Origin of the sequence: Flavobacterium procerum (genome assembly GCF_042431625.1) — a bacterium.
In the GTDB taxonomy this organism is placed as follows: Bacteria; Bacteroidota; Bacteroidia; order Flavobacteriales; family Flavobacteriaceae; genus Flavobacterium; species Flavobacterium procerum.
Window position 1 is genome coordinate 492,439 of the sequence record NZ_JBHLYW010000007.1, and the last position, 17,351, is coordinate 509,789.

The 17,351-nt window shown below is 34.5% G+C and carries 10 protein-coding genes; 9 read left to right on the plus strand and 1 reads right to left on the minus strand.

What is annotated here, in order from left to right:
* Nucleotides 1-46: 46 nt before the first annotated feature.
* From ACFFLS_RS07750 to ACFFLS_RS07775, 6 genes are all read left to right on the plus strand, one after another.
* Nucleotides 47-2,500, plus strand: coding sequence for a hypothetical protein (locus ACFFLS_RS07750; RefSeq protein WP_379685960.1), 2,454 nt, complete (start codon nucleotides 47-49; stop codon nucleotides 2,498-2,500).
* A 52-nt stretch (nucleotides 2,501-2,552) separates the two neighbouring features.
* Nucleotides 2,553-2,720 carry a hypothetical protein gene (locus ACFFLS_RS07755; protein ID WP_379685961.1) on the plus strand — a complete coding sequence of 56 codons (168 nt, stop codon included), beginning with the start codon at nucleotides 2,553-2,555 and terminating at the stop codon, nucleotides 2,718-2,720.
* Nucleotides 2,717-3,190, plus strand: a complete 474-nt coding sequence (locus ACFFLS_RS07760) for a nucleotidyltransferase (RefSeq protein ID WP_379685962.1) — start codon at nucleotides 2,717-2,719, stop codon at nucleotides 3,188-3,190. The genes ACFFLS_RS07755 and ACFFLS_RS07760 overlap by 4 nt, the downstream gene beginning before the upstream one ends.
* A gap of 27 nt (nucleotides 3,191-3,217) precedes the next feature.
* On the plus strand, nucleotides 3,218-4,501 hold the full coding sequence (locus tag ACFFLS_RS07765) for a glycosyltransferase family 4 protein (protein WP_379685963.1): 1,284 nt from the start codon (nucleotides 3,218-3,220) through the stop codon (nucleotides 4,499-4,501).
* 46 nt (nucleotides 4,502-4,547) lie between these two features.
* A complete protein-coding gene (locus ACFFLS_RS07770; protein WP_379685964.1) occupies nucleotides 4,548-6,017 on the plus strand; it encodes an oligosaccharide flippase family protein in 1,470 nt (489 codons plus the stop codon).
* Between the two features lie 300 nt (nucleotides 6,018-6,317).
* Nucleotides 6,318-6,617, plus strand: coding sequence for a hypothetical protein (locus ACFFLS_RS07775; protein WP_379685965.1), 300 nt, complete (start codon nucleotides 6,318-6,320; stop codon nucleotides 6,615-6,617).
* 88 nt (nucleotides 6,618-6,705) lie between these two features.
* On the opposite strand, the gene uvrA is transcribed toward ACFFLS_RS07775, so the two are convergent.
* On the minus strand, nucleotides 6,706-9,501 hold the full coding sequence (uvrA, locus tag ACFFLS_RS07780; protein ID WP_379685966.1) for an excinuclease ABC subunit UvrA: 2,796 nt from the start codon (nucleotides 9,499-9,501) through the stop codon (nucleotides 6,706-6,708).
* Between the two features lie 226 nt (nucleotides 9,502-9,727).
* On the opposite strand from uvrA, the gene ACFFLS_RS07785 reads away from it, so the two are divergent.
* The 3 genes from ACFFLS_RS07785 (at nucleotide 9,728) to ACFFLS_RS07795 (ending at nucleotide 17,343) form a co-directional block, all read left to right on the plus strand.
* Complete coding sequence (locus tag ACFFLS_RS07785; protein WP_379685967.1) at nucleotides 9,728-12,529, plus strand: helix-turn-helix and ligand-binding sensor domain-containing protein; 2,802 nt, start codon at nucleotides 9,728-9,730, stop codon at nucleotides 12,527-12,529.
* A gap of 240 nt (nucleotides 12,530-12,769) precedes the next feature.
* On the plus strand, nucleotides 12,770-15,832 hold the full coding sequence (locus ACFFLS_RS07790; RefSeq protein WP_379685969.1) for a SusC/RagA family TonB-linked outer membrane protein: 3,063 nt from the start codon (nucleotides 12,770-12,772) through the stop codon (nucleotides 15,830-15,832).
* Between the two features lie 11 nt (nucleotides 15,833-15,843).
* Complete coding sequence (locus ACFFLS_RS07795; protein WP_379685970.1) at nucleotides 15,844-17,343, plus strand: RagB/SusD family nutrient uptake outer membrane protein; 1,500 nt, start codon at nucleotides 15,844-15,846, stop codon at nucleotides 17,341-17,343.
* Nucleotides 17,344-17,351: the final 8 nt, after the last annotated feature.

Sequence of the window (17,351 nt, forward strand, 5' to 3'; positions counted from 1 at the left end):
GTATCCTGAATTTAGGATCCATTATTTAACCCAAACCAGCCAAAAATTGAAAATACTTAATAAGTTCTATCCGCATGCCCTTGTTATCATGGGCTTTATTCTAGTTTCGTTAATTTATTTTTATCCAGTTCTTCAAGGAAAACAAATTTTCCAGTCGGATATTGCTCAATATACCGGAATGGCAAAAGAGCAGAATGACTTTAGAGCAGCGGAACATCAAGAACCTTATTGGACCAATTCAGCTTTTGGCGGAATGCCGACTTATCAGCTTGGAGCAAATTATCCTAATGATTTTGTTGGCAAGATAGACGATATGCTGCGTTTTCTTCCAAGACCAGCAGATTACTTATTTCTATATTTCTTAGGTTTTTATGGCTTGTTGTTGGTTTTAAAAACAGATCCATTAAAAGCTTTTATCGGAGCGATTGCTTTTGGTTTTTCTACCTATTTAATTATCATCCTGGGTGTAGGGCACAATGCAAAAGCACATGCAATTGCCTATATGCCTTTGGTCATTGCAGGATTTATTCTTGTTTTTCAAAAAAAATACATTTGGGGAGGATTGCTCACCATGTTTGCTGTGGCGTTAGAAATTAATGCCAACCACTTCCAGATGACGTATTACTTACTGATTTTCTTATTGATACTTTCGGGTTATTTTGCTTTTACTTTTATTAAAGAAAAACAATTCAAACCGCTTTTAATTTCAGCAGGAGTTTTACTAACAGCCGGAATTTTTGCTATAGGTTCTAATGCTGGAAATTTATTGGCTACTAGCGAATATGCCAAATTTAGTACCCGAAGCAACAGCGAACTGACTTATAATCCTGACGGAAGCAAAAAGTTGAATGAGAATGCTTTAAGCCGCGAATATATTACAGAATACAGTTACGGAATTGCAGAAAGTTTCAATTTGATAGCTCCAAGGCTTTTTGGAGGTTCAAATCATGAAAATGTAGGAACAGACAGTAGCATGTATCAATTTATGATTGCACACAATGTGCCTTCTTCTGATGCAGAAAATTTTGTGTCGGGAATGCCAACTTATTGGGGTGATCAGCCTATTGTTGCAGCACCGGCTTATATCGGTGTTGTAGTGTTTTTTTTAGCGGTTTTGGCTTTATTTATTGATGACAGAAAAATAAAATATGTCTTTCTTGCAGGAGCTTTATTTTCGCTTGTACTTTCATGGGGAAAAAATTTCGCACTCTTAACTGACTTTTTTATCGACTATGTGCCAATGTACGACAAATTCAGAGCAGTTTCATCTATTCAGGTTATTCTTGAATTGTGTTTTCCTGTTTTGGCTGTTATGGGTATTCAGGCATTTTTTAAAGCAAAAGAGGAACCTAAACTACAACAGAAGGCACTTGTACAGACAGGAGTTTTCGGATTGGGAGTAATTTTGATATTAGTGGTTGCAAAAGGATTTTTCCATTTTTCAGGAATGAATGACAACTACTTTTTAGATAGCTACGGACCAGACTTTGTTGATGTTTTAAAAGAAGACCGAGTAACAATGTATTATGCAGATTTGTTGCGTTCGGGATTCTTAATTGTGGTTGTTTTTGTGATTTTATGGCTTTTCATAAAAAAAACACTTTCAGACATAACAACTCTTATTATTGTTGGTCTGTTGATGATTTTCGATTTGTTCTTTGTAGACAAAAAATACGTGTCGGCTAAAGATTTTGTTAGTCCGGTTCAAATTGCTGCGCCATTTCAAGAAACCGCAGCAGATGCAAAAATTCTAGAAGATAAATCATTTTACAGAGTTTTTGAGCTAAGTGGCAATATGTCGAGCGCACGAGCTTCTTATTTTCATAATTCAATTGGAGGTTATCATGCTGCAAAACCTAGAAAAATGCAGCAACTTTTTGATTATCAAATTGCGAAAAACAATCTGGAAGTGCTTAATATGTTAAATGTTAAGTATGTTATTCAGACAGATAGTACTGGAGCTCCTATGCCAATTATTAATCCAGATGCAAACGGAAATGCTTGGTTTGTAAGCAGTGTAAAACTAGTAAACAAACCAGACGATGTTATGAAAGCTTTAGATCATTTAGATACTAAAAAAACAGCTGTTTTTAATGTTCGTGAACATGAAGGCAAATTTAAAAATGCCAGAATGAAAAAGCAGTGGGATACTACTGGAACAATTGCGGTAGAAGTTTACAAACCAAACTATATCAAATACAAATCTAATACGACAAAAGATGCTTTGGCCGTATTCTCTGAAATTTATTACAAAAATGGATGGAACGCCTACATCGACGGAGAATTAAAACCTCATTTTCCTGTAGATTATGTTTTGAGAGCAATGGAGATTCCTGGCGGAAAACATACAATTGAGTTCAAATTTGAGCCAAAAGTTGTCAAAGTAGGAGGAACAATCAATCTAGTAAGTTCAATTGGAATGTTCTTGCTTTTGATTGGCGGTATTTACTTTGAAAGTAAAAATAAAGGCAAAAGGTCTGAATACAAAACACAGGAATAATGTCTGTTTACTATATCATTTTGTATCTTTACTTTGATGTAAAAACAGAACAATGAAAAAGAACGTGTTAAGTTTTGGTACTCCACAAGAATTAGAAGCTAAAAGAATAGCCGAAGTCAAATCACTTTCGTATCTGGAAAGATTAGAAAGGCTAATGGCAATTATTGAAGTTTCGTATACTCTAAAAACTGCTAAAGTAATTCGATCTAAAAAACAATGAATGAGCAGATAATTGCTATTTGGAATAGTTTTTTTGAGAACAAAGTTAAGTATATAACTATTGGTGGATTTGCTGTAAATATATATGGGTATAATAGGAATACTGGAGATATTGACATTTATTTAGAGGACACAATTGAAAATCGACTGAATTTACGAAAAGCTTTAAAGTCAATTAATCTTGGAGATTTTGAAACCATTGAAACTATGCAATTTATTCCAGGTTGGACTGATTTTACACTAAATTATGGTTTGAGACTTGATATTATGACGGCTGTAAAAGGTTTAGAAGACAAACCTTTTTCTTCTTTATTAGAAGACGCAACAGTTGTAATGATAGATAAAACGCCAGTTTATTTTATAGATTATGATAATTTAATTATTGCTAAAAAAGCAGCTAATAGACCAAAAGATATTTTAGATATTGAAGAGCTTGGAAAGCTGAATGATGATAAAGAAAAAAATATTTAGTTACTGTAACTATCTTAATAAAATAAATTGGAACAAAAAAAACTTTTAATAATTACTTATTACTTTCCACCTGCGGGAGGTCCGGGTGTGCAACGTTGGTTAAAATTTGTAAAATATCTGCCAGATTTTGATGTACAGCCAATTGTTTACGTTCCAGAAAATCCAACTTATCCAATTGTTGACGAAGGATTGTTGGGTGAAGTGTCCGATAAAGTAGTTGTTTTAAAGAATAAAATTTGGGAGCCATATCAGCTGGCTTCCATTTTTTCGAAAAATAAGACGAAAAAAATCAGTTCGGGAATTTTTCCGCAAAAGAAAAAGCAAACATTTCTGGATAAGACTTTTCTCTGGGTGCGTGGCAATCTTTTTATTCCGGATGCGCGTGTGTTTTGGGTAAAACCATCTGTTGCTTATCTTGAAAAATACATTAAAGAAAATAACATCGATACGATTGTTACTTCAGGGCCACCACACAGCCTTCATTTAATCGGTTTAGAGCTCCAGCAAAAATTAAATGTAAAATGGTTTGCCGATTTTCGCGATCCATGGACAACTATTGGTTATCATAAAGCCCTTCGTTTGTCATCGTATGCTGCTAAAAGACATAAAAAATTAGAGCATAAAGTTTTGAATGCTGCAGACGAAATCATTGTTACCAGCAAAACGACAAAGGCAGAATTTCAGGCTATTACAAATAGACCTATTAGTGTAATCACAAATGGTTATGATGTAGAAAGTGTTGAGAAGCAAACTTTAGACAATAAATTTACCTTAGCGCATATCGGCTCGTTTTTATCAGATCGTAACCCGCATTTTTTATGGGAAGTTTTGACAGAACTCCTTAATGAAATACCTGATTTTAGGGCTCATTTAGAAATTAAATTAATTGGTGCCGTAAGTCAGGAAGTTTTAGATTCAATAAAAGAGTTTCAATTAAATGATTATTTGAATCTCTTAGGATATGTGTCTCATAAAGAAGCTGTAACTCATCAGCGTAAATCGCAAGTTTTGCTTTTAATCGAAATAAACTCTGAGGATACTAAAAGCATTATTCCAGGTAAATTGTTCGAATATATGGTTTCAAACCGCCCTATAATTGCCATAGGACCGAATGGTTCTGATTTTGCAGATATTGTAACGGAGACGAATACAGGAGTATTTTTTGATTATTCTGAAAAAGCGAAATTAAAAAGCGTAATTTTGGACTTTTTTAATCAGTTTTTGGAAGGGAAACTGCAATCGCATGGAGTTGGTTTACAGCAATATTCACGAAAAAACCTGACCAAGCAATTAGCACAGCTGATTAAATAATCAATAGCTTTTGAGAATCAAAAAACATACAATATAAAATTAAAGAATGGGCATTGTCTTAAATCAATCTTTTAAAAATACTATCATTACATATATTGGTTTTGCAATTGGCGCCATTAATACTCTATATCTATATCCCGTTTTTTTGGGCGCAACCTATTATGCATTAACGAATTACGTGACTTCTGCTGCAAATGTTATTATGCCTTTATTTGCAATCGGTATGCAGAATACAATGGTGAAATTTTATTCGCAGTATGAAACCGAAGAAGAACGAGAACAGTTTCTTTCTTTTACGGCTTTGTTTCCTATTTTAATGTGCATTCCGCTTGGTATAATTGGTTTCTTTTTCTTTGATGATATTACAGAATTTGTGTCTAAAGAGAATCCAGTTGTAAAAGAATTTATGTTGCTTATTCCTTTTATCGGAATTTGTATGGCTTATTTTGAGATATTTTATGCGTGGGCGAGAGTGCATATGCATTCGGTTTTTGGCAATTTTATAAAAGAAGTAGGTTTAAGGCTTTTGTCTACCATTGCATTAATAGGACTTTATTTTAACTGGATTACGCTCGTTGAGTTTGTGTATGTTACGGCAGGAATTTACTTTACAGCCTTTATCGTAACCATGTTTTATGCTTTCTACATAAAAAGACCCAATTTTCAGATTACAATTCCTAAAAATGTAAAAAGTGTAATGGAATATACTTTTTACATAATTCTTTCTGGAAGCGTTGCTAATTTGCTTTTAGACGGTGATAAGCTGATGCTGAATCAATACATGAAAATTGAGAATATTGCATATTATTCTGTCGCCACTTATATTGCTTTGGTTATTTCTGTTCCGAGTCGCGCGATGCATCAAATTGTGTATCCGATTACGGCAAAACTGATGCATGAAAACAAACACGACGAATTGAATCGACTTTATAAAAAAACATCTATAAACCTACAAATAGTGGGCGGATTTGTGATGTTGTGCATTTTTGTGAATATCAATCAGTTATATGAGTTGGTTCCAAAAGAATACAGTGGCGGAATCTGGGTTGTGTTTATGATTGGTCTTTCTAAATATTTTGATTTGATTTTAGGAAATAACAATGCCATTATTTTCAATACAAAATATTACCGAATGGTGCTTTACCTAGGATTGCTTCTGGTATTTCTTACCATTGTATTGAACATGATTTTTATACCTTACTTAGGGATTTTTGGATCTGCATTTGCAACACTTTTATCAATTACTTTGTATAGTTTGGCAAAACTGTTGTTTGTTGTCAAAAAACTGGATTTATATCCGTTTTCAAAACAGACCATTCATTCAATTGTGCTAACTTTTGCATTGTTTTTATTGTTTTACTTTTGGGAATTTCCATTTTTCCAATTGATCAGTATCGCTTTAAAATCTATTTTGGTAACGATTCTGTATGTATATCTGAATTATAAATTTAAAATTTCATCAGATATTAATAATGTAATCGACTCATTACTAAGAAAGGCTAACATTAAAATATAAGCGAGTTTTCTCGGTTTAACTTATTCAATTGTTAAATTAAGTTTATTGCTCTGTAATTGTTAAGTAATTGGTTGTGAGTGATTAAATTTTAAAATTTAACAGGTAAATATTTTGTAATTAATTATATTAAAATTAACTTTAGTCTGAAAATTTAGCATTGTTTGGGTCAATCGCCTAAATATATGCTAACAAAACGCCTAAGTATGGGCTTTTGTGTTTTTTAAATCAAATAATTTTGAATGAAATTACGTTGTAGTAATACGTAATTGAACGGGACTAATTTTTAGGAGAATAATTATTATGAAAAGCAATCAACTGAACCAGGAACAAAGTATGCAGGTATTTTCTAAGATGATATCTAATAAGGTTAGTAATGGATTTACGCTAGAAGAACGAAATGACAAACTGCTTTTTGCCGTGCTTTCCAAAGGCGGAAAAGTGGTCAACCACAGTTTAAATTTCATGATTTTTTGTTTGACTCTCGGATTATGGTCATTTGCTTGGCTGTATTTGACTTTTGAGGCTTCAAAACAGAAAAAGGTTTTAGTTGCTATTGATGAGGAAGGCATTCCTTTTGAAGAAAGATGTCTTGTCGCTTAACACAATAGCACTTAAAAAAGGCCGTAATTTTTTGAATTACGGCCTTTTTTATTGATTTTTGGTATTGGTTATTGGTTATAGATTTAATTTATAACTTGTCTTTCAAATAAATTCCTGTTACAGATTCTTTTGATTTAACTACCTCTTCAGGAGTTCCTTTTGCAAGCAAATGCCCTCCATTTTCACCGCCCTCAGGGCCAAGATCGATAATCCAATCGGCACATTTGATTAAATCAAGATTGTGTTCGATGACAATAATAGAATGACCTTTTTCGATTAACGCATCAAAAGACGCCAAAAGCTTTTTAATATCATGAAAATGAAGCCCAGTTGTTGGTTCATCAAAAACAAATAAAGCTTTGTCTTTTGTAGCTCCCTTTACCAGAAAAGAAGCCAGTTTGATACGTTGTGCCTCACCACCAGAAAGGGTAGAAGAGGATTGTCCTAATTGCACGTAACCCAAACCAACGTCTTGAAGAGGCTGTAATTTCTGAGTAATTTTAGTTTGTTTGTTTTTTTCGAAAAAAGCAATGGCGTCATCAATCGTCATGGTAAGTACATCATTGATGTTTTGATTGTCAAAAGTGACTTCCAGAATCTCTTTTTTAAAACGTTTTCCTCCACAAGTTTCGCAAGGAAGAGAAACGTCTGCCATAAATACCATTTCAACATTTATTGAGCCTTCTCCTTTACAAGTTTCACATCTTCCACCATCAACATTAAAAGAAAAATGTTTGGCCTGATAGCCTCTTATTTTTGATAATTTTTCTTTTGCATACAAATCGCGGATATCGTCGTAAGCTTTTATATAAGTTACTGGATTAGAACGAGAACTTCTTCCTATAGGATTCTGGTCTACGTATTCAATATGTTTTATTTGTGAAAAAGAACCTTTAAGTTCGGTGAATTGACCCGCTTTTTCGGATGCACTTTCGAGCTTTTTCTGCATAGCAGGAAAAAGGATTTTCTTGATCAGCGTACTTTTACCGCTTCCCGAAACTCCAGTTACAACGGTTAAAACATCTAAAGGAAAAGTGACATCGATATTCTTAAGATTATTTTCTCTTGCACCTAAAATGTCGATATGATTTTTGAATTTTCGTCTTTTCTTCGGTACCGAAATTTCTAAATTTCCGTTCAAATACTGTGAAGTAAGCGAATCTGATTTTAAGATTTCCTCATAAGTTCCCTGAGCAACCAATTTTCCTCCAAAAGTTCCAGCTTCTGGACCGATATCGATTATCATATCAGCGGCTTTCATTATGTCCTCATCGTGCTCTACAACTATAACGGTATTGCCTAAGTCGCGAAGTGAAAGCAATACTTTAATCAGTTTTTCGGAATCTTTGGGATGAAGTCCGATACTCGGTTCGTCTAGAATATACATAGACCCAACCAAACTGCTTCCCAAAGAAGTAGCGAGATTGATTCGCTGTGATTCTCCTCCCGAAAGTGTTGCAGAATTACGGTTTAATGTCAGGTAATCTAAACCTACTTCTGTTAAAAAAGATAGACGGTTATTGATTTCAACCATTAAACGTTTTGCGATTTGCTGTTCATAAACGTTCAAGTCGATGTTTTTGAAAAAGGTCACCAAATGCTTAATCGGTAAATCGACCAAATCAGAAACTGTTTTTCCGTTTATTTTAACGTATGAAGCTTCTTCGCGAAGGCGTTTCCCTTTACAAACATGGCATTTTGTTTTACCACGGTAACGCGAAAGCATAACACGGTTTTGTATCTTGTAATTTTTCTCTTCTAATTCCTTAAAAAAATCATTTAAGCCTTGAAAATACTTATTTCCAGTCCAAATCAAGTCTTTTTGCTCTTCTGTAAGCTGAAAATACGGTTTGTGGATTGGGAAATCAAATTTATAAGCATGTTTGACCAATTCATCTTTGTACCAGCTCATGCTGTCGCCTCTCCACGGATAAATTGCGCTTTCAAAAACAGATAAAGAAGTGTTAGGAACTACTAAATCTGCATCGATGCCAATGATATTTCCGTAGCCTTCACAAACCGGACAGGCACCGTAAGGATTATTGAAACTGAATAAATGAACATTGGGTTCTAAAAAAGCAATTCCGTCAAGTTCAAAATTATTAGAATAAGAAAACCTTTTTTCGCCGTTTAATTCCTGCATGAAGCAAATTCCTTTTCCTTCAAAAAATGCAGTTTGAACAGCATCTGAAAGACGATTGAAAAATTCCTCTTCTTCTTTTACAACAATTCTGTCGATTACCAGCAAAATGTCTTTATTGTCAAGCTTGTGAATATCCTGTGGCGTAAATTCGTCCAAACGAATCATTTCATTGTCAATGAGAACACGCGCAAATCCTTGCTGTAAAAGTATTTTCAACTTATCTTCTAACTGTCTTCCTTCTTCTAGATGAATTGGGGAAAGTAAAAGCCACTTACTGTCAATTGGAAGCGTTTTTACATCGGAAACAACATCGGTTACAGTATTTTTTTTAACCTCTTGACCTGAAACAGGAGAGTACGTTCTTCCTATTCGGGCATATAAAAGTTTGATGTAATCGTAAATTTCTGTTGAAGTGCCGACAGTAGAACGCGCATTTGTAGTATTCACTTTTTGCTCAATGGCAATTGCGGGGGCTATTCCTTTTATGTATTCTACTTTAGGCTTGTCTAGACGACCTAAAAACTGACGCGCATATGAAGACAAGCTTTCTACATAACGACGTTGTCCTTCGGCATACAAGGTGTCAAAAGCCAAACTGGATTTTCCTGATCCTGAAAGACCTGTAATGACAACCAGTTTGTTACGCGGAATCACAACATCTACATTTTTTAAATTATGTACTTGCGCTCCTTTAATAATTATATTTGATTTCGGATCTATTTTAGAAAGGTCAATTTGCATAAAAAAAGTCAATTTTTACAAAAGTAGTCAATTTTGAATTGAGTTTTGTTAAGGAGAATGTTCCAAATTTTAACTAATTTGAATTGGCTCGTTTATTAAATCATAATCCAGTTTTTATGTTTTGCAATTTCTGAATCGGTATATTTTTTATTAAAAAATCGTTTTTTCTTTATAAAATGAATTATTTTAGAACTGTTTTAGTACTAAATTAATACAGCGACCATCCTTGAAAACTAAATTTTCTTTCGTTTTTTGCTTTTTTACGATTCTTCTGTTTTCACAGGAGTTTCCGCCTATTATCAAATATACATCTGCTGCATACGGAGCAGGAAATCAGAATTGGATGATTTCTCAGGACGAACAAAATTATCTTTATTTTGCCAATGATGAAGGTCTTCTAGAATACAACGGTACTAATTGGGAATTGTATCCGGCTCCAAACGAAACCATAATTCGTTCTGTAAAGGTTATCGGAACAAAAGTCTATACGGGATGTTATATGAATTTTGGCTATTGGATGCGGAACGCGGCAGGAAAATTAAAATATACTTCGCTCAGCGACAAGATAAAAAATAAGATTCTTGACGATGAACAGTTTTGGAATATTCTTCAGTACGACCAATGGGTTCTTTTTCAGTCTTTAAGTCGAATTTATATTTTTGATACCAAAACAGGAAAATTCAAGATTGTTGCTCCTAAAAATGGTGTTGTGAAATCTTTTGCGGCAAAAAATGCGATTTATTTTCAAACCATTAAAGAAGGGCTTTTTGAAATTGAAAGCGGTAAAGCTAAACTTGTTTCAGATCATCCAACGCTTAAAAAGTTCACGATTGTAAATGTTTTTCCGATTACAGAAGGCTTGTTGATTCAGACGCAGTTAGACGGAATGTATACTTTAATTGGGAATACTTTGACTCGTTTTGCTACAGATGCAGATCAGGCGCTTAAGTCAGGTTTTGTTTATAGTAGTCAGATTCTTAAAGACGGCAGTTTTGCTTTGGGAACGGTTTCAAACGGTGTTTACATTTTATCAGAAAAAGGAAAGTTAAAATATCATATTTCACAAAGCAAAGGCTTGAGCAATAATACTGTTTTGTCTCTTTTTGAAGATAAAGATCAAAATTTATGGACGGGTCTTGACAATGGAATAAATTGCATCAATGTACAGTCGCCTGTTCATAGTTTTACCGATGATTCTGGAGCGCTAGGAACCGTTTATGCTTCTGTTGTTTTTAATGATATGTTGTATATAGGAAGTAATCAGGGATTGTTTTGCAAAAAAACGCAGAGTAATGAAGAGTTTAAGTTTATTGCAGGTACAAAAGGGCAGGTTTGGTCTCTTTTTGTGTATGATAACATGGTTTTCTGCGGACACGATTCGGGAACTTTTATCGTAAATGGCAGTACGGCAAAAAATATATTTTCTGGTTCAGGAACTTGGAAATTGGAGCCGGTTCCGAATTCGAAAAAACTGTTGTTGCAGGGGAATTATTACGGACTTTCGGTTTTGGAAAAAAAAGACGGAACTTGGACGTTTAGAAACAAAATAAAAGGTTTTGACTATTCTTCCCGTTTTTTTGAAATCGATGATCATCTTGATATTTATGTAAGTCATGAGTACAAAGGTATTTTTAGGCTCAAAGCTGATGGCGATTTTACAAAAACAAATGGCTATTTTACTTATAAAGAACCTCGAAAAGGAAATAATGCCAGTTTGACAAAATTCAATAATTCGATTTATTATGCTTTCAAGGGAGGGATTTTTAAACTTAACAAGCAAACGAAACAATTTGAAAAAGACAAAACGCTCAGTTCTATTTTCGAAAAAGATGAATATACTTCAGGTAAATTAATCGTTGATAATTCGAACAAAATCTGGCTTTTTTCTAAAAATTACATCCATTATTTTTCTGCAAGTAAATTAAGCAGCGAACTAAAACAGAATATTATTCCGATTCCGTCTTCGCTAACCAACTCGATGCTGGGTTATGAAAATATTACGCAGATTTCAAAATCTACTTACCTTATTGGGACAACAGATGGTTATTATACCTTAAATATTGAAGATTTAAGTTTTAAGAATTATGCTGTTTTAATTACAGATATAACGGTGAACAAGCAAAATGAAAACATGCAGAATGTAAAGCTTACAAGCGAAGGCAGTTTTAAATCGACTGAAAATAACATCACCTTAAATTATACGGTTCCGGAATACAATAAATACATCAATTCAGAATATCAGTATTTGCTCGAAGGTTATCAGAACGAATGGAGCGAATGGAGCAACAAGGCAACAATAAATTTTAAAAATCTTCCGTCTGGAAAATATACTTTTAAAGTAAGAGCAAGGTATGCCAATACAATTCTGCAGAATACAGCGGTTTATTCCTTTGTTGTTTTAAAACCTTGGTATTTGACAAATCTGGCTTGGCTAGTATATATTTTATTGATCATTACCGCCGGTTATTTTATAAATAGAGCTTATCAGAATTTTTATAGAAGACAAGAAGCCAAATTAATAGAAGAAAACAATTTGTTGTTGGAAATTCAGGAATTGGAAAACGAACGTCAGCTGATGATGCTTCGAAACGAACAGCTCTCGCAAGATGTAGATAATAAAAATCGTGAATTGGCTGTTTCGACCATGAGTCTGAATAGCAAAAACGAACTTCTGTCGATTATTAAGGAAGATTTGAAGAAAACTTCCCAAGATGATAATAAAGACATCAAATCGGTTATCAGGACGATTAATGATAATATTAGCGAAGAAGATTCCTGGAAAATTTTTAAAGAAGCTTTTGACAGTGCCGACAAAGATTTTCTTAAACGAATAAAGCAATTGCATCCGCTATTAACACCAAATGATCTTCGTTTGTGTGCTTATCTCAGGCTCAATCTTTCGTCAAAGGAAATTGCACCATTATTTAATATTTCTGTTCGAAGTGTCGAAATAAAAAGATACCGTTTAAGAAAAAAAATGGATTTAAAGCATGAAAATGGTCTTGCAGAATACATTCTCACTGTATAGTTTGAGATGAAAAGGATTTAAAAACCTATACATTACCACAACATTTTGATTTTTAACTATGTTTTAACTCAAAACGTTAATAAAATTAACATTTGAATTTTCTTGTTTTTAAAGGTTTGTTTTTGTGATATGTGAAATTTTAGTGGTTATTTTTTGCAATGTATGTTTTTTGTTGAGGTTAATTTTGCAGTATTGTTAAATAGAAAAAATAATTTTAATCTTCAATAAAAACTAACTATTATGAAATCTAGATTATTACTAACAGTATTGTTGCTGTTTACATCTTTTGCCTTTGCGCAGAATCTTGATGTTACAGGAACAGTATTCGATGCCTCGGGTTTAGCGCTGCCAGGCGTAAATGTAAAAGTTAAAAATTCGTCGAAAAGCACAACCACTGACTTTGACGGATCTTTTAAACTAACGGATGTTTCGAAAGGAACAATCCTTGTATTCAGTTATATTGGTTTTCGAACGCAAGAAGCAGCAGTTTCCGGAACTAATTTAACTGTGAAATTAACTGACGACGCAAAATCTCTTGAAGAAGTAGTTGTTATTGGTTACGGAAGCCAGAAAAAAAGAGAAGTAACCGGCGCAGTTGCTGTTTTAGACAGTAAAACAATCGATATTTTAAAACCAGCTAGAATAGAACAAGCGCTTCAGGGAACTATTTCAGGAGTTAACGTTACCACACAGTCGGGTGCGCCTGGAGCTCCCCTTGATATTCGTATTCGTGGTATAGCCACAAATGGTGAAAATAAACCAACGGTTATCGTGGATGGTTATGTGGGAGATTTAGGAATTTTAAACCCAAATGATATTGAAAGCATTACGGTTCTTAAAGATGCTCAGGCAGCAATTTATGGGACTATTGGAGCAAACGGAATTATTTTGGTTACAACCAAAATGGGGAAAAAGAATTCAAAAACTAGGGTTTCTTTTAATAGTTATGCTGGTTTTCAGGAAACTTCACGTAAACTTCCAACGCTAAAAGCTACAGAATACGCCCTTTTATTAAACGAAAGTTACGCTAATGGCGGAAGAGCTCTACCTTATCCAAATGTGAGTGGTTTAGGAAATGGAACCAACTGGCAGGATGAGGTTTTTCAGATGGCACCAATTATTAATAACGATTTGACAATCTCGGGAGGTTCTGAAAAAATTACGTATTCTATAAGTGGTTCTCATTTAGATCAGGAAGGAATTGTAGGCGGAGATAAATCTGGTTATTTAAGAAATACGGCGAGAATTGCTCTTGGAGCAGATTTGAGTGATAAATTCAAACTAAAAACCAATGTAATTTATACTTATTTTACAAGAAATACTTTAAATGAAAATGGTTTAGGATCGGTACTTTTTAATGCTTTGAATGTTCCAGCGACTTTGAAGCCTTACGATGAAAACGGAAATTACAGTTTAGTGCCAAGCACAACAGGATTGGGAACTGAAATCATCAACCCGTTGGCTCAGATTGCAAATACTTATAACGATTATAATTATAAAAAGCTGAATGGAAATTTTGGCTTAGATTATAAAATCTTTAAAGGATTTACTCTATCCGCTTCTATTGGATTTAATACAGCAAACAGCGAGTCTAAAGATTTTTCAAAACAGATTAGTTACGGCGGAAAAGTGTTTGATGTTCAAAGAAGTTCTGTAACGCAAAAAGCAGTAAATGATAATGATTATTCGTTTGACCTTTTCGGAACATACAATACAAAAATTGCAGAAAGTCATAATATTACAGGGACTTTAGGAACTACCATATACAAACAATGGGGTAACGGACTTTCGGCAACTGGATTTGACGTGCCAAATAATACTTGGGAGAATGCTGATATTTCGTTAACAAAAGGAATTTCAGAAACGCTTACAAACAGTTCTTATGTTTATGATCAGAGAAGACTTTCTTATTTTGGAAGACTTCAATACGATTACAAAGGACGTTATTTGCTTTCTGCCATGTTAAGACGTGATGCTTCAACTCGATTCGGTCCAGGCAACAGAGTAGGTTATTTCCCTTCATTTACTGGTGGATGGGTAGTTTCTGACGAAAGTTTCTTTGGAGAACCAAAATTCATCAATTTCTTGAAATTCAGAGCCAGTTATGGTACTTTAGGAAATGACCAGATTCCAAATTATGGCTATTTAGGTTTGCTTAATGGAGAAGCAACATACGTTTTTAATGGAACATTGGGCAATGGTGTAGCGATGGGCCAGGTTCCGAATCCTGATTTAAAATGGGAAGAAGCACAGAAATTTGATGTCGGTTTAGATTTAAAATTATTTAATGATAAAGTTTCTATCGTTGCTGATTACTTCATAGATAAAAGAAAAGATTTGTTGATTCCGAATATTCCGGTTTCAGGAATCAACGGTACAGGAGCTCCGGGAGCAAGCGCACCAACTTTGAATGCAGGGACGGTTAAGAATTCTGGATTTGAATTTGCAATTGACTACAAAGAAAAATTATCCGATTCTTTCAGTTTGAGTGTGGGCTACAATGTGACTTTTCTTAAAAATGAAGTTACAGAAGTTAAAAATGGAACAGGATTTATCGAAGGCGGAGCTTTTGGCGTAGGTCAGCCGGCACCATCAAGAATGGAAGTAGGAAAACCAATCGGATATTTCTACGGTTATAAAACAGACGGAATTTTTCAGAATCAGGCAGAAATTGATGCGCATCCATCTCAGATTGCATTAGGAGCCAATGCTGCACCAGGTGATATTCGTTATGTAGATGTAAACGGCGACGGTGTTATCAATTCTAGTGACAGAACTGATATCGGAAAACCGATTCCAGATGCCACTATGGGTTTCAATCTTCAGTTAAACTACAAAGCGCTTGATTTTGCCATATTTACGTTTGCATCAATAGGAAATGATATGGCACGCAACTACGAAAGAACACTTTCTGATGCCAATCGTTTGGATTATGTTTTAGACAGATGGACAGGAGAAGGAACTTCTACAACAACACCAAGAGTTACAACAGGTGCGACTGCTAATAATGTTTTCTCAGATTATTTTATAGAAGATGCTTCGTATATCAGAATTCAGAATATTCAAATTGGCTATACGCTTAATCCAAATGTTTCTCAAAAAGCGGGTATCACGAAACTAAGACTTTATGCAGGGGTAAACAATCTTTACACGTTTACCAAATATAAAGGTTTTGATCCAGGAGCGTCTTTTGGTCCGGGCAACCGCGACAACGTTTCTCAATCTCCAATAGGAGCGGGAATAGACTACGGATTTTATCCGATTCCAAGAACGTATTTGTTGGGTTTAAATATTAATTTTTAATTTGAGTTAAAATGAAAAAATATTTCTTTACCACCATTATAACACTAACGCTGTTCTCGACTTTGAGTATTTCTTGTTCAGACGAGTTTGTGGATCCAAAACCGGAATATTCTATTGATTCCGAGAATTATTTCAATTCAAAAGAAGAATATGATAATGCTTTAATAGCTGCTTACGATTTGCTTCAGTCTTCTTATGTGAATGTGCTTTTGGGCGAAATTGCTTCGGATAATACCCTTTGCGGAGGAGAAAGCCCTACTGACGTAATTGGTTTTCAGCAAATCGACGATATGATTCACACTCCAGTTAACAGCAATTTGAGAGATATTTGGAACTGGATGTTTGCTGGAGTGCAGCGAGCTAATTATATTCTTGAATTTAAAGACAAAACTGATTTCACAGGTAAAAACCAGATTATAGCCGAAACTCGTTTTTTAAGAGCTTATTATCAGTTTGAATTAGTGAAATGGTTTGGCGGTATTCCGATGAAAGGAGATGCGAGATTTAAAATTGGAGATGAGAAAATTATTGGTCGTTCTTCTGTTTCAGAAGTTTATGCGTCAATCGAATCAGATTTAATTTTCGCCGCAGCTAATTTGTCTCCAGATGCTTCTCAGAAAGGAAGAATAACCAAAGGAGCGGCTTTGGCACTTTTAGGAAAAGCATATTTGTTTCAGGGAAAATTTACACAAGCCGCGACAGCTCTTGACGGTGTAATTACATCAGGCAAATACAGTCTGGTAACAGATTATAACGCCATGTTTGAAGAAGGCGGAGAAAACGGAACTGAATCTGTTTTTGAAATACAATACACAGATGTTGAGGGCGCTGGTTTCGGATGCCTTCAGTGTAGTGAAGGAAACGTAGCGGTTGGTTTTAACGGAATCAGAAATTATTCAGGACCGCTTTTCTCTTCGGGTTATAGTTTTAATATTCCGACTGCCGAAGCTGCAGCAGCTTTTGAAGCGGGAGATAAACGCAAAGACGTGGCGATTCTGGATATTAATGCATGGGCGCAAGCAAATGCCTCTTATGACAACGGAAATGGTGTTACATTCGGAAAAGGAAATGAAGACACAGGATTTTTCAATAGAAAATACCTTCCAAGAAAAAGAAGCTCAGGAGCTCAGGGAGATTTGAACCTTACAAATCCAAATAATTATAGAGCTATTCGTTATGCTGATGTTTTGTTAATGGCAGCAGAAGCTTACAACAGAGGAGGTATCAGCGATACAAAAGCAAAAGAATACCTGAATTTGGTTAGAAGACGTGCTTTCGGAGATATGAATCATGATGTTACAACAGTCTCAACTACTTTAACAGAAGATATTTTGAATGAAAGAAGATTGGAGCTTTTAGGTGAAGGACATCGTTTCTTTGACTTGGTAAGAACTGGTAAAGCTGCCGGTAAAATTCCAGGTTTTAAAGCGAATAAAAATGAGTTATTCCCACTTCCTATTGAGGAGATTCAGTTTGCTAACGGAAATTGGGCACAAAATCCTGGATACTAAAAAAAACA

Excerpts from the sequence above, each read along its gene's own strand:
- ACFFLS_RS07795 (WP_379685970.1), top strand. The coding sequence starts at position 15,844 with ATGAAAAAATATTTCTTTACCACCATTATAACACTAACGCTGTTCTCG.
- ACFFLS_RS07775 (WP_379685965.1), top strand. The coding sequence starts at position 6,318 with ATGAAAAGCAATCAACTGAACCAGGAACAAAGTATGCAGGTATTTTCT.
- ACFFLS_RS07790 (WP_379685969.1), top strand. The coding sequence starts at position 12,770 with ATGAAATCTAGATTATTACTAACAGTATTGTTGCTGTTTACATCTTTT.
- ACFFLS_RS07755 (WP_379685961.1), top strand. The coding sequence starts at position 2,553 with ATGAAAAAGAACGTGTTAAGTTTTGGTACTCCACAAGAATTAGAAGCT.
- uvrA (WP_379685966.1), bottom strand. The coding sequence starts at position 9,501 with ATGCAAATTGACCTTTCTAAAATAGATCCGAAATCAAATATAATTATT.
- ACFFLS_RS07770 (WP_379685964.1), top strand. The coding sequence starts at position 4,548 with ATGGGCATTGTCTTAAATCAATCTTTTAAAAATACTATCATTACATAT.
- ACFFLS_RS07760 (WP_379685962.1), top strand. The coding sequence starts at position 2,717 with ATGAATGAGCAGATAATTGCTATTTGGAATAGTTTTTTTGAGAACAAA.